Raw genomic sequence first — 24,049 nt, 5'->3', positions numbered from 1 at the left:
TGTCGAATGCCGCCGTTAGAGAGGGGAACCTCGACATCGTAGAAAAAGGAGAATGTACATTGAATCCGAAGTCCGCCCTGTCCCCCAAGCTCACTGCCCTCGCCGTCTCCCTGGCGCTCTTCGCCACGGGCTGCGGCCAAGCGGCCGACAACGCCGCTCCGAGCTCTTCTCCGTCCACCGGCTCCCCTTCTTCGGAGAGCTCGCCCACAGGGGTCAGCCCGAGTCCTGCCGGCAGCGCGTCGCCCGCCGCATCGGCCTCGACGGTCCCCAGCGCATCCGCCGGGACCAGCCCGGAGGGAACGGCTAAGCCGAGCGTGAAGCCCTCCGATTCGGCAACGCCCTCCGTCAAGCCGACGGCTCAGCCGGCCGCGACCGGGAAACCGACGGTCAAACCGACAGCGAAACCGGCTGCAACCGCAAAGCCGGCGGTCAGCCCGACCGCTAAACCGACGGCCAAGCCTACGGTGAAGCCCAGCGCAAAGCCATCTCCTTCCGTGAAGCCCGCGGCCCCCGTCAAAACGGCCGACATCGCGGCCAAGATCAAGGAGACGGTTCAAATGCCGACGCTTATGGCGGTGGAAGGCGATCGCATCCAAGAGGTCTACTACCTCGATCCGGCCCAGCTCGCCGATTCGACCTTTCTTCAGCCGATGATGAACGTCAGCACGAGCAAGATCGTCGTCGTGCGGCTGAAAGCGGAGAAGGATTACGATACGGTTGCCAATGCGCTGAAGAAACGCGCCGACGATGTCATCCGCATGTTCTCCACCTATCTGCCGGACCAATATGAGCTGGCGAAGAACTATCAGATCGTCCGCAAAGGCGACTATGTCTTGTTCAGCATCTCCCGCGAGCAACAGCAGGTGGCGAAGGCATTTGAAAGCTTTTTCAAATAAGGTCTGGGACCGGCCGAAGCCAAACTGGAAATCCCGGGTAATCGGGTTTATACTGGTGAACGACAATCGCAGGCAAGAGCGATGCGTTAATTCGAGGAACGGACCGATGAGGGTGAATCCATGTTCGAGCGAGTCCAACTGAAGCAAATCAACGATCATATCTGGTTAATGAACGACAACGACGAAGCAACCGGCTATCTTGTGGTCGGCTCTCAAAGAGCCCTGATCATCGATACGATGAACGGCTACGAAAATGTGAAGGAGATTGCGGAGACGTTAACTCGCTTGCCGCTCACCGTCGTGAACACCCACGGTCATCCCGATCACATCTACGGCAACATCTATTTTGAGGAAGCCTTCCTTCATCCGGCGGATCAGGCTTTGGCCGAGCGGTTTTACCAGGAGCCGTTGTTTGTAGAGGCCATCCGGCAGATGCAGCGGAAACCGGCGGCGTTTCGGCCGATTCTCGCAGGCGACGTGATCGACCTGGGCGAGATCCAACTGGAGGTCTACAGCGTTCCGGGCCACACGCCGGGAGGCATCTGCTTGCTGGACCGCCGGGACCGGATCTTATTCACCGGTGACAGCATTATCGAACAGACGTGGATGCAGTTGGAGGAAAGCCTGCCCCTGGAGGAGTTCCTCCAATCCCTTGATGCGTTGAAGGAAATTCGCGGCGACTATGATTATCTCTTAACCGGGCACAGCCGCAATCTTGAGGATGCGTCCCTCTATGAAGCCCACCGGAATGCCGTAAAAGAAGTCTGTGAAGGCGAGAATGAGAGAGACGTCCCTTACGAATGGTTTGGCGGCATCTCCAAAGCCCACCCTTACGGCAAAGAACCGAGAAGGATCGTCTATAAGTAAAAATTAGCGATTTGTTACGCTACGTTCCTCCCGCCCCTTCCTGACCGGCCGCACTCGATCGTTCCTTGCGATGACCGAATGCTCCGTCCTGGGAGGGGCTGTTGTTTTGCGCGAAAACCGTTGGATGGCTTGCCGTGTCCATTAGCCGCATTCCGGGGGGATTCCGCAACCGGTGGAAGAACCGGCTTTTCAATCGCTGCCCCGCCCACTATAATCAAGAGAATCTCTTTCACAGAAGAAGGTTAGCCCGATGGAACGAATGCCAAGAGTTGGAATGAGAATGATCAAGACCTTTGTCGCGGTCTGCCTCTGCATGTACTTGAACCCCTTGCTGTGGAAAGACGGACTTCCGTTTTATTCCGCCATCGCCGCCGTGCTGTGCATGCAGCCGGATGTGCCCAACAGCTGGAAGGTGGCGGCCAACCGTGCCTGGGGCACCCTGATCGGCGGACTGTTCGGAATGGGAATTCTGCTGCTGGAGCGCAGCCTGATTCCGGCCAGCGGACAAGCCTGGGATTACCTGATCGAATCCCTGTGCGTCATCCCGCTGATCTACACGACCCTGCTGCTGAAAAAACCGGCGGCCTCGTACATCACCTGCGTCGTCTTTTTCAGCGTGACGATCTCGCACAGCGGAGACGCGAGTCCGTTCGTCTTTGCGATCAGCCGGATGCTGGACACGCTGCTCGGCATCTTCGTCTCGCTCGGCGTCAACGCGGTTCACCTTCCCCGCAAACGCCGCCGGAAGCTGCTGATGGTCGCCGCCTTGGAGGGCGTTCTGCTGAACGACCGCGGCGCCTGGGACAACCCCGCCAAATTCAAGCTGAACGACCTGCTGCGGCGCGGAGCCGCCATCACCATTTCCACGGGCAAGACACCCGCGGCTCTGCGTCCCCTGCTCGCCGGCATGCCCTGGGGGCTGCCGGTCCTGGTCATGCACGGAGCGGCGCTGTACGACCCGCTGGCCGAGAGCTTCCTGCGGACGGCTCCGATTCCGGACGATTCCGCCCGGGAGGTCCGCGACCTCCTCGACCGGCGGGGGGTGAACGGCTTCCACGCCTATGCCATCGAAGACGATCTGTACGTCTATCACCGGGAGCTGACCACGGACGCGGAACGGGCGCATCACCGGTCGATGAGACGGCTCCCCCAGCAGCATTCCATCTGCGCCGATCCACCCGCCCAAGGGGACGTGCTGCATATCGCCGTGCGGACGGACCGGGAGACGGCGGATTCCCTCCACCGGGAGCTGCTAACGCTTCAGAGCGCAGACCGGCTGCGGGTGATCCGGAGCCCTGCGCCCGGCGGGACCGGCGAATGCCTGGACATCTACAGCGCCGAGACGGTGTTCGCTCCGGCCCTCGCCGATCTGAAGGCGGCGGCTACGGCGGATACGGTAGCGGTGTTCGGAGCCGGTGTTGCCGATCTGCCGCTCGCGCTGCTGGCCGACGAGAGCTATGCGGTCGCCGACGCCGGCGCGGATTTCCGGCGGCGGGCGACCTACCGCATCGGCGCCAGCTCGCGCCGGTCGGCGGTCAAGGCCATGGACCGGCTCTACTATTCCCGCAGACCGGTCCTGGAAGAATCGGCGGAGCAGGAAGAGCGCGCTCCCCAGAGCAAGCCCTCCTGACGGCTACCGGCTTGATTGCTCCGGCAACCGACGAGCGGCTGCGGAGCGGGGCTACGTCTGCGAAGCCAGATAAGGGCAAGCAGGCCAAAACAGCGCATCCGGTATCCAATCCGGATGCGCTGTTTTTGTCTGCCCGCGTCTAAGTCCGCCCTTGTGCGCCGGTCAACCGAGCGTAAGCAGCTCCTTCAGCAGCCGCAGCTGCTTGCGCTCGCCGGCGATGACGAGGGTCGCGCCCGCCGCGAGCCGGTCCTCCGGGCCGGGATTGATCGTCTGACCGGACTTGCCGACTATGGCGAGGATGGTGGCGCCGGTCCGGGCGCGAACATCCAGCTCGGCAATGGTCCGTCCGGCGCCCTGGAAGCCGGGCTCCAGCTTGAACCAGTCGATGACCAGCCCGTCGAGCGAGACCTCGATGCTTTCCAGCGCCTTCGGCTTGTAGGTCATGCCGCCGATAATCGCGGCGACCTGGCGCGCCTCCTCGTCTTCCAGCGTGACGAGCGAGACGCTCTCCTCCGGATCGTCGTCGGCGTAATGGTACAGCTCGCGGCGGCCGTCGTCGTGGATGACGACCACCAGCTTGTCGCCGGAGCGGGCCTCAATCTGATATTTTTTGCCCAGTCCGGGCAAATCGGATTCGCGTATGACTCCCATGTCTGGATTTCCTCCATTGTCAGGTAGTGAGGGCCTACAAGCCAGGCGGTTAAGGCTGCGAAGCGGGCCGCTCCTGGGGCTTGGGTTTGGTCCATTTGAAGATGCGGTTCAAGAAGCGGTAAACGTGCTTGGATTCCTTGGTAAGGAGCGGGCCGATAATGGCGAGAATCAGCACATACAGCGCCGAAAGGGGCCGCAGCACCTCCATCAAGCCGGCGGCGATGCCGAGGTTGGCGACGATGATCGTGAACTCGCCCCGCGCCATGACCGTCAGGCCGATATTGGTCGAGGCCTTGTGGGACAGACCGGCATTGCGCCCGGAGATCAAGCCGGAGACGAGATTCCCGACAATGGTCAGCCCCACCGCCGCGAGAGCCAGGCCGACGGCGCTGCCGAGGGTGCGCGGGTCGATGCCGAGGCCGAAGCTGAAGAAGAAGACGGCCCCGAAAAAGTCGCGGAACGGCACCACCAGGTGCTCGATGCGTTTGCTGTGCTCCGTCTCCGACAGCGCCAGACCGAACAGGAGCGCGCCGATCGCCTCGGCGACGTGCAGCTTTTCCGAAAACCCGGCGATGAAGAACAGCAGCGCGAACACCACGATGATGAAAATCTCGTTCGATGCGATCCGCAGAAGCCGGTTGAGCACCGGCGGACCGAACCGGGCGATCACGAAGAACAGCAGCATGTAGCCGATGGAAATCCCCACCGAGACCAGCACGCCGCCCGCCGAGGTCGCGCCGCCGAGCAAGAGGCCCGACATGACGGACAGGAAGACGGCGAGGAAAATATCATCGAACAGAATCATACCGAGAATCAGCTCGGTTTCGGCGTTGCCGGTACGGCGAAGGTCGACCAGCACCTTGGCGACGATGGCGGTGGACGACACGGACATCATCCCGGCGATAATCAGCATTTCGCTGAACGGGAATCCGGCGAGGTAGGCGAAGCCGAGGCCGAGAACAAAGTTAAGCAGGACGTAAACGCTCCCGCCGAAGACGATGTTCTTTCCCGATTTTATCAGCTTGGACACCGAGAACTCCAGACCGAGGTAAAACAGCAGGAACAACACGCCGATGCGGCCGAGGAATTCGATAAACGGCTGGCTTTCGATGAAGCGGAAGTCCAGGATACCGATCTTGGGGGCGTGGGGGCCGACCGCCATCCCGAGGACGATCAAGAAGGGAATGATGGAGAACTTCAGCTTGTTGGCGAGCACCGAGGCGAGGGCGACAAGCAGAAGCGCCGTCCCCACCTCAAAGACCAGATGATCCATACCATTCCTCCCTTATTCATTGGATTTATACATTTATTATACAGACAATTGAGCAAAAAACCAAATATTTTTTCAATATTTCTGGATAAAACGATTTTTATTGCTCATTTTATGCGTTTTTTCTCCCCTTCTATACCTTCACCGACGGCAGGAAGCCGGACTTTACAACCGGAGGACATGTGGTATAGTTAGTTCTAAATGAATCTGCCTGAATCACTAGGGGGGCCAACCGGCTGAGATGGAGCGTCTGAAGCTCCGGACCCTTGGAACCTGAACTGGATCATACCAGCGGAGGGAAGTGAGTGAGCCTGCCTGCACCCGATTGCCAAGGTGTCGTCCGGACCCGTTCGTTTTCCTGCGAAGACGAACGGGTCTTTTTGCGTTCGGCGGATCTGCCGGCCCCTTCGACCCGCAGCCTTTCGAATCCAAGGGACTCTTCGGAAGCCGCCCCCCCCCAAATAAAGGAGGCCCTAAGCGCCATGCTCATCCTGGACCGCGTTTCGTATTCCTACACTTCGGGGCCCTCTCCCCCGCTGTTCCGCGATCTCTCGCTGGAAGTATCCTCCGGCGAATTCGTCTCGCTCGTCGGAGCGAGCGGCAGCGGCAAGAGCACGCTGTTCAAGCTGATCGCCGGTCTGGCCGAGCCCCGGTCCGGCGAGATTCGGATCGGAGCCTTCTCCTCCGCGAAGCCGGGCGACTTGCTGGGGAAGACCGGCTATATGCCGCAGAAGGACCTGCTGCTGCCCTGGCGCACCGTGCTGGAGAACGCCCGGCTCGCCTCGGAGCTGACCGCCGTCGCCGATTCGGCTTACTCCGCCGACCGGATGCACGGGCTGCTGAAGCGCTTCGGCTTGGAGGAAGCGGCCGGCGCATACCCCGGGGAGCTGTCCGGCGGCATGCGCCAGCGGGCAGCCTTCCTGCGGACGGTGGCGACCGGCCGCCGACTCCTGCTCCTCGACGAGCCGTTCGGCGCGCTGGACGCGATCACCAAGCAGGAGATGCACCGCTGGCTCTTGTCCCTCTGGGAGGAGCTCGGCGTCACCGTCCTGTTCATCACCCACGACCTGGAGGAAGCGCTGTTGCTCAGCGACCGGATCGGCATCATGCCGCGCCGTCCCGGGGAGGAGCTGCAGCTTTACCCGGTCCGCCTGCCCCGGCCGCGAAATCCAGACGCCCGCTTCGAACCCGGCTTCCTGCGGCTGCGGCGGGAAATGGAAGGGAGGCTCCGGCCATGAATCGGCTTCGCTTCGCCGGGCCCGGGCGCATGCGCTATTTCCTGCCGACGGCCGCTCTCCTGCTGCTCCTGTGGGAAGGGGCGGTCCGGCTCGGCCTCGTGCCTCCGTTTATTCTGCCCGCCCCGATTGAGATCGCCCGGGCTTTGGCCGACAACAGCCGCCTGCTGTTGACCGTTCACCTGCCGGTCACGCTGCGGGAGGTCGCCGTCGGGTTCGCCCTATCCGCCGCCGGCGGAGCTCTCATCGGCGCGGCGATGCGGGCCTGGCGGCCGCTCGACAAAGCGCTGTACCCGCTGCTGGTCGTCAGCCAGACGCTGCCGCTCATCGCGCTCGCGCCGGTTTTTATCCTCTGGTTCGGCTACTCGCTGACGAGCAAGGTCGCCGTCGTCTTCCTGACCGCCTTCTTCCCCGTGGCGGTCGGGGCGTACGACGGGCTCGCCGAGACGGACCGCGAGTACCGCGAGCTGCTCCGGGCGATGGGCGCCAGCCGGGGCGAGATCTACCGGAAGGTGCGCATTCCCTTCGCGCTGCCTTCCCTCTTCTCCGGCCTCAAGCTCGCGGCGGTCTATTCGGTGGTCGGCGCGACCATCGGCGAATGGCTCGGCGGGAACGCCGGCCTCGGGTATTACAGCCGCCGCATGTCGGCGAATCTCCAGACGGCGGAGATGTTCGCCGCCGTCCTGCTCTTGTCCTTGACCGGCATCCTCGGCTTCCTCGCGATCGCCGGTCTGGAAAAACTCTGCTGCACGAGGAGGACTCCTTGATGATCCCGAAACGCCCGGCCGCCTTGACGGCCGCCCTCGCTGCCGTTCTGCTCGCTGCAGCGATTCTGTCCGCAGGCTGCGCGAAGTCCGCTTCAACCGGCCAAGCGCCGTCCGGCCCCCCTGCGACGTCCGGCGCAGCCGGGAAGCCTGCCGCGCCGGTTAAGCTGTCGATCATGCTCGATTGGTATCCGAACGCCGTTCATTCCTTCCTCTATGTCGCCCAGGATCAAGGCATCTTCGCCGCGCATGGCCTGGAGGTCGCCATCGAAATGCCGTCCGATACCAACGACGCCCTGCGACTCGCCGCCGCGGGCAAGGTCGACCTCGCGCTCAGCTATCAGCCGCAGATCCTGCTCGCACGCAGCGAGGGAGTGCCGGTCAAGTCCATCGCTTCGATCGTCCGCCATCCCCTCAATCGCCTCATGGCGCTGAAGACGAGCGGCATCACCCGTCCGCGCGAGCTGGAGGGCAAGACCATCGGGTTCTCCTCCATTCCGCTGTACGAAGCGATGGCGAAGACGATGGTCCAAGCGGACGGCGGCGATCCCGGCAAGGTCAAGCTGACCGACGTCGGGTTCAGCCTGATTCCCGCTCTTGCCGCCCGGCAGACGGACGCGACCCTGGGCGGCTTCCTCAACCACGAGAAGCTGCTGCTGGAGAAGGAGGGGCATCCGGTAGCGGCCTTCGATCCGGTCCGCTACGGCGTTCCCGATTACAGCGAGCTCGTGCTCGCCGCCAGCGACAGCACCGTCGGCGGCCGCGAAGAAGCGCTCCGCGAATTCCTCGCCGCCATCCGCGAGGCCCAAGCGGAGGTAGCGAATGATCCGGCCCGCGCGCTGGAGGTGCTGCTGAAGCATGAGGATCAAACCTCTCCGCTCGACAAGGACGTCGAGACGAAGAGCCTGGGGCTGCTGCTGCCGCTGATGACCGAGCCGGGAACGCCCTTCGGCTCCCAATCGGCAGCTTCCTGGGAGGAGGTGCGGGCCTGGCTGTCGGCCAACCGGCTGATCTCCGATTCGATTCAAGCCGCCGACGCCTTCGTCTCCTGGTAGCTCCATCCATTCGTCCCTCTATCCCATCAACCATCCTTAAGGAGGAATTATCCATGAGTTATCTGGCCAAGCTCCGAGCCGCCAATCCGCTCGTGCACAACATCACCAACATTGTCGTCGCCAACTTTTCCGCCAATGGACTGCTCGCCCTCGGCGCGTCGCCGTTCATGGCGAGCGCCTTGGAAGAAGTGCGGGACGTCGCCCGCATCGCCGGCGTCGTCGTGCTGAACATGGGCACGCTGGACAAGGAGGCCGTCGAGGCCATGCTCGCCGCAGGCGAAGCGGCCAACCGGCACGGCGTGCCCGTCGTGTTCGATCCGGTCGGTGCGGGGGCCACTCCCTACCGCACCGAGACGGCGCGGCGGATCGCCGGCTCCGTTCGGCTGGCGGCCATCCGCGGCAATGTCGCCGAGATCGCCAATGTCATCGGCGAGCCCTGGGAGATCAAGGGCGTCGATGCCGGAGCAGGAAGCGGCGACGTCCGGGCTCTGGCCGAGCGTGCCGCCCGCAAGCTGGGCACGGTCGTCGTCGCCACCGGCAAGGACGATATCGTCACCGACGGCAGCCGCACGAACCAAAGCAGCCACGGCCATCCGATCCTGACCCAAGTGACCGGAACCGGCTGCCTGCTGAGTACGGTAGTCGGCGCGTTCCTGGCGGTGGGAAGGGACGACGCTGTGGAAGCGGCGACGGAAGCAGTCGCCTTCTACGGCATCGCCGCCGAGACCGCCCGCGAGCTGACGGCCGACGGGGGACCGGGCAGCTTCCAGATCGAGTTCCTGAACCAGCTGGCGCTCATCACGCCCGATGTGGTGCGGGAACAAGCGCGCATCGAGCGGCTTCGCTATGTCTGAGCGGCTATTCAGCGGCCGGGAGGAGCTTCCCGCCATGCCCGCTCCGGCCAAGTCGATCCCCCGGGCGCTTACCATCGCCGGCTCCGACAGCGGCGGCGGCGCCGGCATTCAAGCCGACCTGAAGACCTTCCAGGAGCTCGGCGTCTACGGCATGAGCGCCTTGACCGCGATCACCGCCCAGAACACGCTCGGCGTGCAGGGCGTCTATCCGCTCGAGCCGGAAGCCGTGGCCGCCCAGCTGGAGTCGGTCGGCACCGACCTGCCGCCCGCCGCCGTGAAGACCGGCATGCTGTTCAGCGGCCGGATCATCGGAGAGGTAGCGGCGAAGGCGGAGGTCTTCGAATGGAGGCGGCTGGTCGTCGATCCGGTGATGATCGCGAAGGGCGGCTCGGCGCTTCTGCTCGAAGAAGCGGTGGACACCCTGCGCCGCCGCCTGCTGCCGCTGGCCGAGGTGGTCACGCCGAATCTGCCGGAGGCGGAAGCTTTGACCGGCCGCACGATCCGCTCGCTTCCCGACCGGGAAGCGGCCGCGCGGCAGCTTGCGGACCTCGGCGTCCGCTGCGTCGTCATCAAGGGCGGACATGACGAAGCCCAGGAAGCTGCCGTCGACCTCGTATTTGACGGCCAGCGCTTCACGTACCTGGAAAGCCCGCGGGTGTTTACGCCGCATACGCACGGAACCGGCTGCACCTTCTCGGCGGCGGTGGCCGCCGGGCTGGCGCAGAACCTGCCGCTTCTCGACGCCGTGCGGCTGGCGAAAGCCTTCATCCAAGCGGCCATCGAAGACAGCCTGGGCTTTGGCGGCGGCCACGGGCCGACCAATCACTTTGCCTACCGCCGCCGGAAGGAGGGACTGCGATGAGCCGGCCAAGCCCGCGCACCCCGGCGGCGGTTCGCCGCCTGCTGCGCGTCTACTTCATCATGGGAAGCCCAAATACGGCAGGCAGGCCGCCGGAAGACGTGCTGGCAGAGGCGCTCGCCGGAGGCGTGTCTCTCTTCCAGTTCCGGGAAAAGGGCCCCGTCGCCGCAACCGGCGCCGCCAAGCGGGAGCTCGCGGAGCGGCTCCTGGGCCTCTGCCGCCGGGCCGGAGTACCCTTCCTCGTCAACGACGACATCGAGCTCGCCGTCGCCATCGACGCCGACGGCGTCCACGTCGGTCAGGACGACGCCCCGGCCCGCCTGCTGCGCGCCCGCCTCGGCCCGGACAAGCTCATCGGCGTCTCCGTCCATACCGAAGAGGAGGCCCGGCGGGCGATCCGCGACGGAGCCGATTACATCGGCGTCGGGCCGATCTACCCGACCGTCTCCAAGGACGACGCCGAGGAAGCCTGCGGCCCTGCCTTCATCGCGGCGCTGCGGGAGCAGGGAATCGACCTGCCGCTCGTCGCCATCGGCGGCCTTACGGCCTCGAACGCCGCCCCGGTGCTGAATGCAGGTGCCGACGGCCTGTCCGTCATCTCCGCCATCGCCGGTGCCGCCGACGTCCGGCAGGCGGCGCGCTCGTTCGCCGAGCTCTTTACAGACCGCTAGTCCGGCTCGGATTTCAGACCGCCTCCGTTCGCCCTTTGCGCGTGTCGGGAGCGGTCTTTTTGGCATGCGGGAATTGGTCTGTGAAGTGCCGGAACAGGAGCGGAGTTGAGTCTGACCAAAATCTCGGCAGAAACAAAACCGAACGCGACAGAGGCCTCCCCTGTCGCGTTCGGTTTTTACGCTTATCCCCCGCCTCCGTCGTGACGGGTCTTCCTCATTCATCCGGCTCCAGGTGCGTCTGCACATAGGCGATCCGGTGGGCTTCCATCAGCCTTCGCTCCAGCTCCTCGGTGATCGCATGGCCCTCGCCGACCGTGAGCTCCCGCGATACCTCGAGGGTGACATCGACCAGGGTCTCGCTGCCCGCGAAGCGCGCCTTCAGGTCCTTGACCGAGATCACGCCGGGCGTCTCCCGAACGGTAAGGCGGATGTCCTCCAGCCGCCGCTCGTCGAAGCCGTCCGTCAGATTGTGCGTGGCGTCGCGGAAAATATCCCACGCCGTCTTGCCGATCATGAGCGCCACCAAGGCGGCGGTGAGCGGGTCCAGCCACGGCAGGCCGAACCGAGAGCCCAGGATGCCGACGAAAGCACCGACGCCGACCAGCGCGTCCGACTTGTTGTCCTTGGCCGCCGCGAGCAGCGCGCCGCTGTTCAGCCGGCGGGCCAAGCGGAGGTTGTAGCGATAGACCAGGTAAATCGCACCCGCGCAGGCAATCGCCGTCCAAGCAGCCGCCCAGTCGGGAGAGCCCGCAAGCGGCGAGCGCAGCTTGTCGATGGCGCTGGCCAGCACCTCCAAGCCGACGCCGAACATGATCAGCGAAGCGACGAGCGAGGCGATGGTCTCGGCCCGGCTGTGGCCGTAGGCATGGTCAAGGTCCGCCGGCTTGCGCGAGATGCGCAGCCCGATCAGCACGGCGAGCGAAGCGGCGATGTCGGTGGTGTTGTTGAGTCCGTCGGCGCGCAGGGCATCCGAATGGGTAAAGCTGCCGACCGCGAGCTTGACGGCGGAGAGCAGCAGGTAAGCGGCAATGCTCAGCCAAGCGCCTTTGTCGGCTTCGTTCCGGGTTGCGGTCATGATGGGGTTGGCTCCTGTTTCATGATTTCCTCCTTCACGGAATGATGGGGAAGGGGGTCTCCTCCAGCTTATCCAAACCGGACCGTGTGGGTCTACAGAAACAGTGTTGTCCCCCTGCCGGAGAATCATGCGGGCGAAACAAAGTTGACCCTCTCCAAGGATTTCTTTCCGTACGACAAAAAAGGGGACCATCCGCATGGTCCCCCTATAACTCATTTTTCCTTATACCATGATCTTGCAGATTGCGTTCGTAAACTCCACCGGATCCTCCACCGGAAGCCCCTCGATGAGCAGCGCCTGGTTGTACAGCAGGTTCGTGTACAGGGCAAGCTTGTCCTTGTCTTTCCCGGCGGCCTCCTTGAGAGACTGGAACACCTCGTGCCCCACATTCAGCTCCAGCACCTTGTCCGCTTCGATGTTCTGGCTGTTCGGCATGGCGCGCAGCACCTTTTCCATCTCGATGCTGAGCTCGCCCTCGCTGGTCAGGCAGACCGGATGGGTCTTCAGCCGCTTGGAGGCGCGGACTTCCTTCACCTTGCCCGCGAGCAGCGTCTTCATCTCGGCAAACAGCTCGGCATTCTCCTGGTTGTCCTCCTCGCTCTTCTTCTCCTCGTCGGAGTCGAGGCCGAGGTCGCCGGCGGACACGTTCTTGAATTCCTTCTCCTTGTAGCTCATGAGCATCTTCAGAGCGAATTCGTCGATGTCGTCGGTGAGGTACAGAATCTCGAAGCCCTTGTCCGCCACCAGCTCGGTCTGCGGCAGCTTCTCGATCCGCTCCACGGAACTTCCCGTCGCGTAATAGATGTACTTCTGGTCCTCCGGCATCCGCGAGACGTATTCGTCCAGGGTCACCGGCTTCTTCTCCTTCGAGGAGGTGAACAGGAGCAGGTCCTGGAGGACGTCCTTGTTCATGCCGTAATCGCTGTACACGCCGAACTTCAACTGGCGGCCGAAGGCTTCGTAGAAGGATTCGTACTTCTCCCGCTCGTCCTTCAGCAGGCTTTGCAGCGCGCCCTTGATCTTGTTCTGCAGGTTCTTCGCGATCGCTTTGAGCTGGCGGTCATGCTGCAGCATTTCTCGGGAAATGTTCAGCGACAGGTCCTCGGAATCGACCATGCCCTTGACGAAGCTGAAGTAGTCCGGCAGCAGATCGGCGCATTTGTTCATGATCAGCACGCCGCTCGAATAGAGCTCCAGCCCCTTCTCGTATTCCTTGGTGTAATAATCGAACGGGGTCTTCTCCGGAATGTAGAGGATGGCGTTGTACGAGATGGTTCCGTCCACCTTCAGATGCAGGTGCTTGAGCGGCTTGTCGAAGCCGTAACGCTTCTCCTGGTAGAACTTTTCGTAATCCTCGTCGGTCAGCTCGCTCTTGTTCTTCCGCCAGATCGGCACCATGCTGTTGACGGTCTCTTCCTCGTGCACCTCGGTATACTTCGGTTCGGCGTCGTCTTCGCCTTCCGGGGTTTCCACCGGCACGCTGCGGGTGACGTCCATCTTGATCGGATAGCGGATGAAGTCGGAATATTTCTTGACCAGCGAGCGCAGACGGTATTCCTGCAGGTAGTCGTCATAGTTCTCGTCTTCGGTGTTGGCCTTCAAATGCAGCGTGATTTCCGTTCCCGGAGCCGCCTTCTCGCCCGGCTCGATCGAATAACCGTCCGCTCCCGTGGATTCCCACACATAAGCTTCCTCGGCCCCGTAAGCCTTGGTGACGACGGACACCTTGTCCGCGACCATGAACGCCGAATAGAACCCGACCCCGAACTGACCGATGATCGTATGGTCGTCTTTGGTTTCGTTCTCGGACTTGAAAGCAAGCGAGCCGCTCTTCGCGATCACGCCGAGGTTGTCCTCCAGCTCTTCGCGGGTCATGCCGATCCCCGTATCGGTAATCGTAAGCGTCCGCGCATCCTTGTCGGCGGCTATCTTAATGAAGTAGTCTTCTTTGTTGAATTCCAGCTTGTCGTCGGTAAGCGCCTTGTAATACATCTTGTCGATGGCGTCGCTGGCGTTGGAGATGAGTTCGCGCAGGAAGATCTCCTTCTGCGTGTAGATCGAATTGATCATCATCTCGAGGAGCCGTTTCGATTCCGCTTTGAACTGTTGTTTGGCCATGAATCTGCTATCCCCTTTGCCCAAATGGTAAAATAAACCCGTTAGCAACTCGCGGTGTTAGCACTCGAACTGGAAGAGTGCTAACCTTTATTTAACACGTTCTGTTTTGCCATGTCAATATGCGGAAACGCCGAAGGACATGTAGGACGCGTTTAAAGATAACCGGCTTCGGCGGCGAACTGAAGGTACCGCTCATAAGGGGGAGTCCCCGGTATGGCTCTCGCCGGATCGATCCCTTGAAGCACCACCAGTTCCGCTAGCAGCTTTTGGCTGATTCCCTGCAGGGTAAACCCCGATAGGCTTTCCCCGTCCACTGTCTCCAGCACCACATGCAGCCGTTTGCCCTCTTGAATGTCTCTCCAGATTCGTTCCCGTTCCCCGTGAAGCCTGTCATTCCGGAAGCTCACCGCGGAGTCCCGGTGCATCTTTCGCTCTTCCGGGCTAAACAGGCTTTGCAGAACCGAATTGTCCACGATTTTGAAGCATTTGGCTATCCGTTCATAATGGACCAGAGGGTCTTTCTTCAGATCGGCAAACCAACTCTTGTCCATTTCCTCGGCGCGGAATTTATCCGTCAGAATGCGGCAGACCTGCGCAACCGGGAACCGGTTAGGCAAGCGAGACTTCAGATAACGCTCGTGCAATGAATTTTCCATATTCTTCTCCCTTCATAGGAAAAACCATATCGAAACGGGCATTTGTCACTGCGCGAATGGACTTAACAGGAACCGGTTGTCCTTTTCTTCAGGATATCGCCTTCATTGAATGAAGATCAACCGGCAACGAAAAAAAAGAGTCCTTCCATCGAAATGGAACGGACTCTCACCGGACATTTCCCAGTCGTGCCTTGTTAGAAAATCAGGTCGCCCAGCAGGAAGACATTGAGCGAGACGACGATCACGGCGACGATCCAGCCGAGAACGGTGGTCAGCCTGCGGTTGACGAGCGCTCCCATGATGCGGCGGTCGCTCGTAAACCGAATGAGCGGAATGAGCGCAAAGGCGATGCCGAAGGACAGGACGACCTGGCTGATGACCAGCGCCTTCGTCGGGTCCGCTCCCGACATGATGATGACAAGCGGCGGCACGGTCGTAATGGCGCGGCGGAGGTACAGGTTGATGCGCTTGTTGATGAAGCCTTGCATCACGACGTCGCCGGTCAGGGTGCCGACGGCCGAGCTGGCGATGCCGGCAATCAGCAGGGCCAGGCCGAAGGAAACCGCTCCAACCGGACCGACCAGATGGTCGAGCTGGGTATAGGCTACCGCCAGATCGTCGACGAACAGGCCGTTCTTGTGGAAGAGCGCCGCGGCGATCACCACCATCGACATGTTGACGGCTCCGGCAATGACCATCGCCAGGACGATATCGATGAACTCCAGTTTGAAGATCCGCTTCTTCTCGGCATCCGATTTCCCGACGATCCGGTTCTGCGTGAGCGAGGAATGCAGGTATATCGCGTGCGGCATCACGGTGGCGCCGAGAATGCCGGCGGCGAGCAGGACACTGTCCGTTCCCCGGAAGGCCGGGACCGTCAGCCCGTGCGCCACGCCGCCGAGGTCCGGACCCGCGATGAACACCTGGAAAGCGAACGCGAGCACCACCATCAGGATCATGGCCGAGATGCCGACCTCGAGCGATCGGAAGCCGCGCCGCTGCAGCTCCAGAATAGCGAAGGAGACAAACGCCGTAATGACGGCCGCGGGCAGCATGGGAATATCGAACAGCAGGTACAGGCCGAGGGCCGCGCCGATGAATTCCGCCAGGTCGGTGGCGATGATGACCAGCTCGCTCTGAATCCACAGGAAGATCGACGAAGCCTTGGAGAACCGGCTTCGAGCCACCTCCGGCAGGTTCATTCCGGTAGCGATGCCGAGCTTGGCGGACAAGGACTGAATGAGCACCGCCATCAGGTTGGAGAAGGCGATGACCCACAACAGGAGATAGCCGTATTTCGAACCGGCGGTAATATTGGTTGCAAAATTGCCGGGGTCCAAGTAAGCCACGGCGGCGATGAAGGCCGGACCCAGAAACGGCAGAAGCCGCCGCAAGCCGCGGACCTCTCCCCGCAGGACGGATTCGGCCGCCCTCTCCGTGGTCATCCGGGCCGCTATCGGTTGTTCCATCATGGTCGTTCACCCCTTGTGAAAAAGTTATCTATCCGCATAAATGTTAGCCAAGTGCAACTCTTGCTTTGATTATAAACTCCGGTCTAAGAATTGTAAATACATTTACATTAGAATTAATCTAATTTTTGTTGCCTCAATCAAAATCGTTTCCGTACCTCTACTTTATTGCCCGCACGGCAAAATCGTTCCGGATGCTTTGAAAAAAATTTTCTTAAGCCGGGCAAGCTGCCGCCCCTCCCTTTTAACCCAAAAAAGCCTCCGATACGCGAATTTTTCGCGTAACGAAGGCGGTGTGGAAGCGATACGGAAGCGATAGGGAAGCAGAATCCCCTTATCGCCGGTCGTCCTCCTCGGGGTCGGCCGCGAAGACCCGCGGGACCGGCACCCGATGCTTGGGGCTGCGCAGGTAGGCGGTAAGGAGAAACGCGGCAGCCACGGCGAGCGCATACCAGGCCGCCGAGCCGACGAACGGGAAGACCGCGAGCGAACAGAGGCAGGATATCCCGCTGATGCGGGCCTGCCATGGGCTGTCCTTCAGAAGCCGGACGCCCGCAGCCGTTCCGCAGATGTAGGTCAGAATGAAGGTCGCGTTGGGGAAGCGGATCAGCTGCGACAAGGACACCGCCCCGCCGGCATAGACCGCCATGACCAGGGCGAAGCAGACGGCGAGGAAGAGGAGCCCGCCGGCCGGGGTGGCCGAACGCTTCGTCAGGGTACGGAAGGCGCGGGGCGCTTCTCCCCGTTCGGCCAGCGAGTAGGCGAGGCGCGACGACGCGCCCGCATAGGAGATGATGGTCGCCGTACAGATGAGCACGGCGACCACGCCGGTGATGATGCCGCCCGCTCGGCCGAGCGCCATGCCGATGACGCGGCCGAGCGAGACATCCGCCGCGCCGCCGTGATAGCTGGCGGTGCCGATGGTGGCGACGGCGGTCAGCAGGTAGAGCACGCCGAGCAGCAGCGCGGCGATGACAACGCCGCGGATGCCCGCCTTCTTCGGGTCCTTGAATTCGCCGGACAGGTGCGAGACGGCCTCCCAGCCGATGAAGCACCAGAACAGGAGCGCCGTCGCCTTGCCCACGGCGAGCCAGCCGTGCGGGGCGAACGGGGTGAACGAGGCGGCGGATAAATGCGGCGCCGCCCCGACGATTCCCGCTGCGAGGACGGCGACGATGGCCGCCACAACCGCAATCTGCACGCCGCCGACCAGCTTCATGCCGGCGGCGTTGACGAGCAGCGCAGCGGCCAGCATCGCACAGGCCAGCGCAAACCGCCAGTTCTCGCCCAGCCCGAGGGCGTCCGTCAGGTAGCCCGCGCCGGTGAGGGCGGCCACCGGGCCGCCGATCGGCACCGAGGCGAGGAAGAACCAGCCGGCGAGCGCACCCGCCTTCGGCCCGAAGGCCCGCTCGACGAAGTGGGACACGCCGCCCGCGTTCGGAAACCGGGCGGCCAGGAAGCCCATGGACAGCGCCATCGGCAGGATCAAGAGAGCCATGAACCCCCAGGCGACGATAGAAGCCGGACCGGCGATTTCCGCCGCCAGGCCGGGCACCACCAGGATGCCGGAGCCAAGCACGGAGCCGATGTACAGCGCGACCGCCTGCGGCAAGCCAATCGTCCGTTTCATTCCCTGTTCCGGTGCCCCCGGCACCGCCCCTTTTCCCCGCCCGGTCTTTGTTGCCTGCCACCCCGCCGCTCTCTCCATCGGTGATCCCCTCTTCCCTCTTGCCATTTTCTCTATGCTACCCGATACTGAAGCTATCAGTAAAACGGAACTTTTTGATCCTTTTCATCGGGATTTCCGATGGGCGGACATGCGAATGCCGTAAACGAGGGAGGAAACCTGATGGAAATGAAGAACCTGCACACCTTTGTCGTCGTCGCTGAGGAAGGCGGCTTTACCCGGGCCGCGGCCCGGCTTGGCTACGCCCAGTCCAGCATCACCGCGCAGATTCAGGCGCTTGAAGCGGAGCTCGACGTCCCCCTGTTCGACCGGCTCGGCAAACGGATCGTGCTGACGGAGGCGGGGCGGCGGCTGCTTCCCCAGGCCAAGGAAATGGTGCAGATGCACGGCGCCATCAAGGAATCCGTCCCGCTTCCGGACCGGCCGAGCGGCACGCTGACCGTCGGCGCGCCCGAATCGCTGGCCGCCTTCCGCCTCCCTGCGGTTATCCGCGAATACAAGCGGCTGTACCCGCAGGTCAGGCTGATCCTGAAGCCGGGGCTCTGCACCGAAATGAAGGAGTTCGCCCGCATCGGCGACATCGACCTCGCCGTCCTGCTCCAGCCCGTTCACGAGGATCCGGATTTCGTGATCGTTCCGCTCGTCGAGGAGCAGATGGCGCTCATCGCCGTTCCGGATCATCGGCTCGCGAACGCCCGGCTCGTGACGGCCGAGGACCTGCGCGAGGAGGTGCTGCTGTATACGGAGACGGGCTGCACGTACCGCGAGGTATTCGAGCGGGAGCTGCGGGAGGCCGGTGTGACGCCGGAAGCGGGGCTGGAATTCTATAGCATGGAGGCGATCAAGAACTGCGTGATGCTCGGGCTCGGCATCGCCCTCGTGCCCCTCATCACCGTGCAGCGGGAGCTGGCCGAGGGCAAGCTCTGCCGCCTGCGCTGGGATGACCGCTCGCAGCGGATGACCACCCAGCTTGCCTACCACCGCAAGAAATGGGTGACGCCCGCCCTGGAGGAGCTGCTCCGGCTCCTGGAACGGTACGCGGCGGACTGGCGGGCGCAGTTCGCCGAAGCGCCGATGCCGCCGGGTTCCGCTTCCAACGGGCGCTGATCGGTGACCTAAGCCGTCCGTTCGCAGAAGGCTCCGTGCGAGCGGACGGCTCCAATCAAAAAAGACCCCGCACCGCTTGTCTCGCGGATAACGGAGTCAATTCACATCGGGGCGTCCGTCAGAATCCGCCCGTGGAAAGGCCGGACGGGGACGAACCCGGCCAGCTCCCGTTCCCGCCAGCGGATCGGCCTTCGGCCGGCGGCGAACAGGAGATTTCGTTCGGCCTTCCCCTCCCCCGGCAGGGCGAAGACCGCCGTCTCTGGGAACACCTCCGCGAGCGTGGCCGCGCCTGCTTCGATCCGCGGGTCCTGCGGTCCGCGGCCGAACCGGTTCAGGAGCAGAAGGCCGTCCGGCCGAAGCTTGTCCGCGGCCAGCCGGAAGAATTCGCGCGTCAGCAGGTGGCGCGGCGTTCCCTCGGAGGTGAACGCATCCACGATCACAGCGTCGAAGCCGCCGTCCGGCTGGCGGGACAAGGCTTCCCGCCCGTCCTCGACGAACACCGGCTCGGCGGCGCAGCCGAAGTACGCCTTTCCCAGCTCGACGACCGCGGCGCTGGGCTCCGCCGCCTCCACCCGGCAGCCGGGCAGGAGCCGGGGAATCGCGCCGGTTCCGAGGCCGATCAGGAAGATCCGGTCCGGCTGTTCCAGGTTCTGCTTCAGCAGATGCACCATCGCCGCCGGGTATTCCAACACGCTCCGCTCCGGCCGGTCCAGGTCAAGCGCACCCTGCACGGCTCCGTCCGCGAAGCACAGGAGCCGGAAGCGGCCCCGCTGGCCGTACAGCTCCTCCGTCTCGGCAACCGTGACGGCGTCGCCCGCCTCCCTGCGCTCGGCGATTACCTTCATCTGCTCTTCCTCCTTCCTTGGGCGTTGGACAGCTTGTCCTCAGGCCAGACGATGCAGCGCCTCCAGCGCTTCTGCTTCGCTCGGCTTAAATTGCACCTGGCTGCCCTGGTTGCATTCGTACATGAAATCGCGCAGGCTCTTGCTGTCATAGCCTTGGAAATCGCCCGCGATCGCCAGCTTCATCCGGTACGTGGCAAATTTCTGCAGCAGCTCTCCGGCGAAGCCGGTCGTAAGCCGGAAGAACTCCTCGGGCAATTGCTCCTTGCGGAGAAGCATTTTGTCGCAGCCCTGATACTGGACGGTCGCCATGAGATCGAGCGCCTCCCGGATCGAACCGATTTGCACGTCCTCCCGGGAAATCAGAGCGACCCGGGAGCCGTTATCTTCCGCGATGGGATAAGCCATGAACATTCCCTCCTTGCGGGCACCGTCGCCCGCTTTTTTATGATACACTTTTCCAAACGCTTTCCTATTCCCATTAGACCGAAAGGACTCCCCATGAAAAAAACGCCGGTTACCCTCGACCTGAATTCACTCCCATCGGCCATCCGTCCCTATGTGCGCGGCGCCGCTCTCTTTGACAGCAGTTGCTCCGAGCATGCGACCACCCTGTACGCGGAAAGCGCAGACGGCCGGTTCTACCTGAAGATGGATAAGCCCGGTTCGCTGGAGCGGGAAAATGCGATGACCCGCTTCCTGAACCGCCATGGTCTGGCTCCCGCCGCTATCCTGTACCGCCCTGAGCCGGGCAGGGACTATCTGCTCCTGGAGGCCGCTTCGGGCGACGACGCGGCGGAGGCCTCCCACCTGGAGCAGCCCGGGCGGCTTGCCGCCGTGTTCGGCGAATCGCTGCGCCGCCTGCACGCCGTACCGGCCGAAGGCTGTCCTTATCCCGACCGATTGGCCGACTGGATTCGGGAGGCCGAGACCGAAGCGGAGGGCGGCTCGGTCCATCGCTTCCCCGCAAGCGACGATCCGGCGAATGAGACCGTGGTGCACGGCGACGCCTGCCTGCCGAACCTCATTCTGAACGGCTTCGCCTTCAGCGCCTTCATCGACGCCGGAAGCGGCGGAGTCGGCGACCGCCATTACGACTTGTATTGGGGCTTGTGGTCGTTGGCGTATAACCTCAAGACGGGAGACGGGGGGCGCCGCTTCCTCGATGCATACGGCCGCGACGGTTTCTGCCCGGACCGGCTCGAGACCGTGGCTAACTGGATCGAAGCCGCCGAACAGCCGGACGCTCAAGCGGCGGCTCTGGTCCGGCAGGCTCGATCCTGGGCCGAATAAACCCCGTCGTCTCCCGATTGAAGCCGCTACCCATCAACGATAGGCGAGGAAGAAGAATCGGGGAAACCGGAAGAGGATTTCTCCGTTCGGCCGCGCCGGATACCGTTCGATTACCCTGCGCCGGATTTCGTTCTCGAACTCCGGCTTCTTGGCGTCCGGCAGCCCATTCAGGTATGGCCGCAGGCCGGTTCCCCGATACCAGTCGAGGATCGCTTCGTGCGAGCTCATCCGGTGGATGTACGTGGTTTCCCAAATCGCGAAGCCGGAGGACACCTCTGCCAGCAGATCGAAATACTCCGGCTGGGTCAGGTTGAAGAAGATCCGGGGATTCGGAAAATAGTCCCGCCACTCCGCCGATGCGGTTACCTCTCCGATGATCCGGTGGATCGGCTCTTCGTAATTCATCGGCGTCTGAACCGCCAGGACGCCGCCGGGACGCAGCAGACCGAGCATGTCCCGGACAAGCCGGGGATGGTCGGGAATCCACTGGATGCAGGCGTTTGAGAACGCCACATCAAAGCCGTCCCCGAGCGCAGGCAGTTCCCGCCCCGCGTCGCAAATTTGAAATTCGGCGCCGGGACACGCCGCCCGCGCCGCCTCGATCATCGCTGGCGAGCTGTCGATGCCGAGCAGGGATGCGCCCGGAAACCGCTCGGCCAGCACGGCCGTGCTGTTCCCCGGTCCGCAGCCGATGTCGATCACCCGGCGGGCCTCCATTCCCATCAAGCGGTTCGCCAAATCAATGGCGGGTTGAGTTCGCTCGTTCGCAAACATCAGATACTGCCTGGAATTCCAATCCTGCATCGCTTCCATCTCCCCACTTGCGGCGCTGATCGGCCTTCAAGGGCCCTTTGAAATCCGCTGCTGTCTTCTTCTCCCTCTCCGGGCCAAAATCCTCTCGGCTGTATCCGGGTTGGGAAAACCATGCCAAGCGAGACTATTACTAACCGACAGGAGGATGAGTTCTATGACGATCACGCTAAGAAAAGCCGCGCTATCCGATCTGAGCGCCCTGCAAGCCATCGGAATCGAGACCTACCTGGAGACCTTTCAGGCCCATAACTCCGATGAGAACATGCGGGCTTATCTGGATCAAGCCTTTGCCGCCTCGCAGTTGGAGGGAGAATTATTGAATCCCGCTTAGGATTTCTACCTGCTCTATTGCGGCGAAGAACCGGCCGGATATCTGAAGCTCAATACCGGCGATGCCCAAACCGAACCGATGGGCGACGACTTCCTGGAAGTCGAGAGAATCTACGTAAGAGGGAAGTTCCACAAGCGGGGACTCGGCAAACGCCTGCTGACGAAAGCGTTCGAAATGGCGCAGGAACGCCACAAGGCCAAGCTCTGGCTGGGAGTATGGGAGCACAACGACAACGCCCTCGCCTTTTACCAGAAGATGGGCTTTGTCCGAACGGGCACCCATTCCTTCTTCATGGGGGACGACGAGCAGCGCGATTACATCATGACCAAGGCCCTTGGATAGCGGCCATACGATATGGAAAATTCAGATACAAGTGATAAAATAGAAACAGCAAGACCAATATGAGGACAAGCCGGGTGAATTGTCATGGAAAGGGAATCCGCCATACTTGAAATGGTTGACCATTACTTGTCCCATTCCGGATTCACGCTCACCCAATTCGCCGAGCGTTCCGGCCTTCGTTCGGGAACGTTAAGCAACCTGATCCATGGACGCCGTCCGCTTTCCATCCGGCAGTTGGACCTGAATACCGCAGGGCTTAACCGGGAAGAAGGCACCTTGTACGAGCAATATATCGACGAACACATCTAGAATCATCCGCCCAATTGGCGACGGGTCAAGCCGCTGTTGTTCCGATGCGCCGAACTCGGCAAGCCGGCCTCCGTGAAGCGCTTGGTTTCGTGGCTCGCGGAGCAATTGAGCTACCTGCCCATGCTGTTCGAGACAGCGGAAGAGCTGGCGGCAAGCGGTCATTCCGAAGCGGCGGCGATTCTCTACGAATGCGTGGCCGAGGCCGAGCGGTACCAGCATTCCGAACGGCTTGCTCTCTGCCAGTATCGCTTGTTCCTCCTTTCCCTCGGGAAGGAGCCGGAACATAGCGGCAAGGCGGCCCACCGCTTCGAGCCTTTTCTGGACCGGCTGGACGCCCCCTACCAGTTGGACGCTCTCAAAAAGCTGGCCGACGTACAAGCTTCTCTGCATGCCTGGAGTCAGGTGGATCAACTGGCGGATAAACTGGCGCAAAAGGCCGAACGGTTTGCCGGACAAGCCTTGGAGCCGCCGCCGGAAAGACCGCTTCTGTACTATCTGCACTATGCCTATCTGTTGAAGGCCGCCGTATGCGATGCCGGGAGGGAGTATGGGCAAGCCCTTCATTGGACCACCCGATACGCCAGCCTGACAAGCGGAACGCCGATCGAAAGCTTCACGGGAGACGAACAGATCGTGATCCTCCAATTCCGGGAATGGGCAACCGCGAACTCTCTCGTATACCGATTGATGTCGGGAGAGGAGACGGTCATGGAGAGCTACTTGGACTACGTGGAGGCAAGACCCAACGAAGTTCCAACCGCCCTCTACATGATCGTTCAAGCCGCCAATCTGCATTCGTTCCGAATCGATGACGCCTTGGCCCGGTTCCTGAACCAGATGGAGTTCGAAGAACAGCAAAGCCGCATGGGCAAGGTAGACCGGCACATCGCCGCCGACCGCCATGCGGGCTTCCATGTCGAACTTGGCGAATACTATCTGCGAACCGGCCGGCCTGCGCTCGGACTGGAGCATATCCTGATCGGTTTGAAATTAGCCGCCGGTATTGGGAATTTTCAAATCCTTCTAAAAGCCGTTAGCGACTTTGAACAAAATCGTGACTTTGCCTCGTCAGAGCAAGATGAGGACTACAAAAAGTGGAAGAGTTCTCTTTTGGCTTAACCTCATCCAAAGACCAGTCCCAGCTAGACAGGAACCGCGCGGTTCGGCGCGGTTTTTTGTGTTTTCAATCTCACAAAACTCCATTTTTTGACGACACATACTAATATATTACATATAGAATCGATTATTCCATCCT

At 62.1% G+C, this 24,049-nt stretch carries 23 protein-coding genes, 1 pseudogene and 1 riboswitch; of the genes and pseudogenes, 14 read left to right on the top strand and 10 right to left on the bottom strand.

Annotation, left to right across the window (positions count from 1 at the left end; genetic code table 11):
- The first annotated feature begins 59 nt into the window (after nt 1-59).
- From ACSEXS_RS02165 to ACSEXS_RS02155, 3 genes are all read left to right on the top strand, one after another.
- Nucleotides 60-896 (top strand): DUF4358 domain-containing protein, encoded by an 837-nt coding sequence (locus ACSEXS_RS02165; protein WP_438431541.1) that lies wholly within the window; start codon nt 60-62, stop codon nt 894-896.
- Between the two features lie 120 nt (nt 897-1,016).
- Complete coding sequence (locus ACSEXS_RS02160; RefSeq protein WP_438431540.1) at nt 1,017-1,763, top strand: MBL fold metallo-hydrolase; 747 nt, start codon at nt 1,017-1,019, stop codon at nt 1,761-1,763.
- A 250-nt stretch (nt 1,764-2,013) separates the two neighbouring features.
- Nucleotides 2,014-3,393, top strand: coding sequence for an FUSC family protein (locus tag ACSEXS_RS02155; RefSeq protein ID WP_438431539.1), 1,380 nt, complete (start codon nt 2,014-2,016; stop codon nt 3,391-3,393).
- A gap of 162 nt (nt 3,394-3,555) precedes the next feature.
- Here ACSEXS_RS02155 and ACSEXS_RS02150 read toward each other — a convergent pair whose 3' ends face one another.
- Both ACSEXS_RS02150 and ACSEXS_RS02145 read right to left on the bottom strand, forming a co-directional pair.
- A complete protein-coding gene (locus ACSEXS_RS02150) occupies nt 3,556-4,044 on the bottom strand; it encodes a cation:proton antiporter regulatory subunit (protein WP_438431538.1) in 489 nt (162 codons plus the stop codon).
- 49 nt (nt 4,045-4,093) lie between these two features.
- A complete protein-coding gene (locus ACSEXS_RS02145; RefSeq protein ID WP_438431537.1) occupies nt 4,094-5,317 on the bottom strand; it encodes a cation:proton antiporter in 1,224 nt (407 codons plus the stop codon).
- A 208-nt stretch (nt 5,318-5,525) separates the two neighbouring features.
- Nucleotides 5,526-5,631, top strand: a riboswitch (TPP riboswitch).
- A gap of 165 nt (nt 5,632-5,796) precedes the next feature.
- Here ACSEXS_RS02145 and ACSEXS_RS02140 point away from each other — a divergent pair.
- Genes ACSEXS_RS02140 through thiE form a run of 6 tightly spaced genes read left to right on the top strand, consistent with a single transcriptional unit; the run spans nt 5,797 to nt 10,752 of the window.
- A complete protein-coding gene (locus tag ACSEXS_RS02140; RefSeq protein WP_438431536.1) occupies nt 5,797-6,552 on the top strand; it encodes an ABC transporter ATP-binding protein in 756 nt (251 codons plus the stop codon).
- On the top strand, nt 6,549-7,316 hold the full coding sequence (locus ACSEXS_RS02135) for an ABC transporter permease (protein WP_438431535.1): 768 nt from the start codon (nt 6,549-6,551) through the stop codon (nt 7,314-7,316). Before ACSEXS_RS02140 ends, ACSEXS_RS02135 begins: the two co-directional genes overlap by 4 nt.
- A complete protein-coding gene (locus ACSEXS_RS02130; RefSeq protein WP_438431534.1) occupies nt 7,316-8,368 on the top strand; it encodes an ABC transporter substrate-binding protein in 1,053 nt (350 codons plus the stop codon). The genes ACSEXS_RS02135 and ACSEXS_RS02130 overlap by 1 nt, the downstream gene beginning before the upstream one ends.
- 53 nt (nt 8,369-8,421) lie before the next feature.
- Entirely contained in the window at nt 8,422-9,222 is an 801-nt protein-coding gene (thiM, locus tag ACSEXS_RS02125; RefSeq protein ID WP_438431533.1) for a hydroxyethylthiazole kinase, read from the top strand.
- A gap of 34 nt (nt 9,223-9,256) precedes the next feature.
- Nucleotides 9,257-10,084: a bifunctional hydroxymethylpyrimidine kinase/phosphomethylpyrimidine kinase gene (gene thiD / locus ACSEXS_RS02120; RefSeq protein ID WP_438433062.1), complete on the top strand. Its 828-nt coding sequence runs from the start codon at nt 9,257-9,259 to the stop codon at nt 10,082-10,084.
- Nucleotides 10,081-10,752: a thiamine phosphate synthase gene (thiE, locus tag ACSEXS_RS02115; protein ID WP_438431532.1), complete on the top strand. Its 672-nt coding sequence runs from the start codon at nt 10,081-10,083 to the stop codon at nt 10,750-10,752. The genes thiD and thiE overlap by 4 nt, the downstream gene beginning before the upstream one ends.
- A 214-nt stretch (nt 10,753-10,966) precedes the next feature.
- On the opposite strand, the gene ACSEXS_RS02110 is transcribed toward thiE, so the two are convergent.
- The 5 genes from ACSEXS_RS02110 to ACSEXS_RS02090 all read right to left on the bottom strand — a co-directional run bounded on the left by ACSEXS_RS02110 (nt 10,967) and on the right by ACSEXS_RS02090 (nt 17,700).
- Nucleotides 10,967-11,827 carry a cation diffusion facilitator family transporter gene (locus tag ACSEXS_RS02110; protein ID WP_438431531.1) on the bottom strand — a complete coding sequence of 287 codons (861 nt, stop codon included), beginning with the start codon at nt 11,825-11,827 and terminating at the stop codon, nt 10,967-10,969.
- Nucleotides 11,828-12,049: 222 nt separating this feature from the next.
- The gene (htpG, locus tag ACSEXS_RS02105; protein ID WP_438431530.1) at nt 12,050-13,945 is read right to left on the bottom strand and encodes a molecular chaperone HtpG; all 1,896 of its coding nucleotides are present in this window, start codon (nt 13,943-13,945) and stop codon (nt 12,050-12,052) included.
- Between the two features lie 152 nt (nt 13,946-14,097).
- Entirely contained in the window at nt 14,098-14,601 is a 504-nt protein-coding gene (locus tag ACSEXS_RS02100; RefSeq protein ID WP_438431529.1) for a hypothetical protein, read from the bottom strand.
- 194 nt (nt 14,602-14,795) lie between these two features.
- The gene (locus ACSEXS_RS02095) at nt 14,796-16,070 is read right to left on the bottom strand and encodes an Nramp family divalent metal transporter (protein ID WP_438433061.1); all 1,275 of its coding nucleotides are present in this window, start codon (nt 16,068-16,070) and stop codon (nt 14,796-14,798) included.
- A 334-nt stretch (nt 16,071-16,404) separates the two neighbouring features.
- Nucleotides 16,405-17,700, bottom strand: coding sequence for an APC family permease (locus ACSEXS_RS02090; RefSeq protein ID WP_438431528.1), 1,296 nt, complete (start codon nt 17,698-17,700; stop codon nt 16,405-16,407).
- 219 nt (nt 17,701-17,919) lie between these two features.
- Here ACSEXS_RS02090 and ACSEXS_RS02085 point away from each other — a divergent pair, with 219 nt between their 5' ends.
- Nucleotides 17,920-18,864, top strand: coding sequence for a LysR family transcriptional regulator (locus ACSEXS_RS02085; RefSeq protein ID WP_438431527.1), 945 nt, complete (start codon nt 17,920-17,922; stop codon nt 18,862-18,864).
- 101 nt (nt 18,865-18,965) lie between these two features.
- On the opposite strand, the gene ACSEXS_RS02080 is transcribed toward ACSEXS_RS02085, so the two are convergent.
- Together ACSEXS_RS02080 and ACSEXS_RS02075 are read right to left on the bottom strand one after the other, a co-directional pair.
- Nucleotides 18,966-19,709, bottom strand: a complete 744-nt coding sequence (locus tag ACSEXS_RS02080; protein ID WP_438431526.1) for a spermidine synthase — start codon at nt 19,707-19,709, stop codon at nt 18,966-18,968.
- Nucleotides 19,710-19,748: 39 nt separating this feature from the next.
- Nucleotides 19,749-20,114, bottom strand: a complete 366-nt coding sequence (locus ACSEXS_RS02075) for a DUF4180 domain-containing protein (protein WP_438431525.1) — start codon at nt 20,112-20,114, stop codon at nt 19,749-19,751.
- A 93-nt stretch (nt 20,115-20,207) separates the two neighbouring features.
- On the opposite strand from ACSEXS_RS02075, the gene ACSEXS_RS02070 reads away from it, so the two are divergent.
- Nucleotides 20,208-20,999, top strand: a complete 792-nt coding sequence (locus tag ACSEXS_RS02070; RefSeq protein WP_438431524.1) for an aminoglycoside 3'-phosphotransferase — start codon at nt 20,208-20,210, stop codon at nt 20,997-20,999.
- A 33-nt stretch (nt 21,000-21,032) separates the two neighbouring features.
- Here the strand turns inward: ACSEXS_RS02070 and ACSEXS_RS02065 are convergent, their stop codons facing one another.
- Nucleotides 21,033-21,803: a methyltransferase domain-containing protein gene (locus tag ACSEXS_RS02065; RefSeq protein WP_438431523.1), complete on the bottom strand. Its 771-nt coding sequence runs from the start codon at nt 21,801-21,803 to the stop codon at nt 21,033-21,035.
- A gap of 163 nt (nt 21,804-21,966) precedes the next feature.
- Here ACSEXS_RS02065 and paiA point away from each other — a divergent pair.
- The 3 genes and pseudogenes from paiA to ACSEXS_RS02050 all read left to right on the top strand — a co-directional run bounded on the left by paiA (nt 21,967) and on the right by ACSEXS_RS02050 (nt 23,913).
- Nucleotides 21,967-22,485, top strand: a pseudogene (paiA, locus tag ACSEXS_RS02060) (spermidine/spermine N(1)-acetyltransferase).
- Between the two features lie 84 nt (nt 22,486-22,569).
- Nucleotides 22,570-22,794 (top strand): helix-turn-helix domain-containing protein, encoded by a 225-nt coding sequence (locus ACSEXS_RS02055; RefSeq protein WP_438431522.1) that lies wholly within the window; start codon nt 22,570-22,572, stop codon nt 22,792-22,794.
- 72 nt (nt 22,795-22,866) lie between these two features.
- Entirely contained in the window at nt 22,867-23,913 is a 1,047-nt protein-coding gene (locus tag ACSEXS_RS02050; protein ID WP_438431521.1) for a hypothetical protein, read from the top strand.
- The last annotated feature ends 136 nt before the right edge of the window (nt 23,914-24,049 follow it).

It is taken from the genome of Gorillibacterium terrae (genome assembly GCF_051594785.1).
GTDB lineage: Bacteria > Bacillota > Bacilli > Paenibacillales > NBRC-103111 > Gorillibacterium.
Note: the sequence above shows the minus strand (reverse complement) of the source record. Positions and strands in the feature narration are given on the sequence as shown.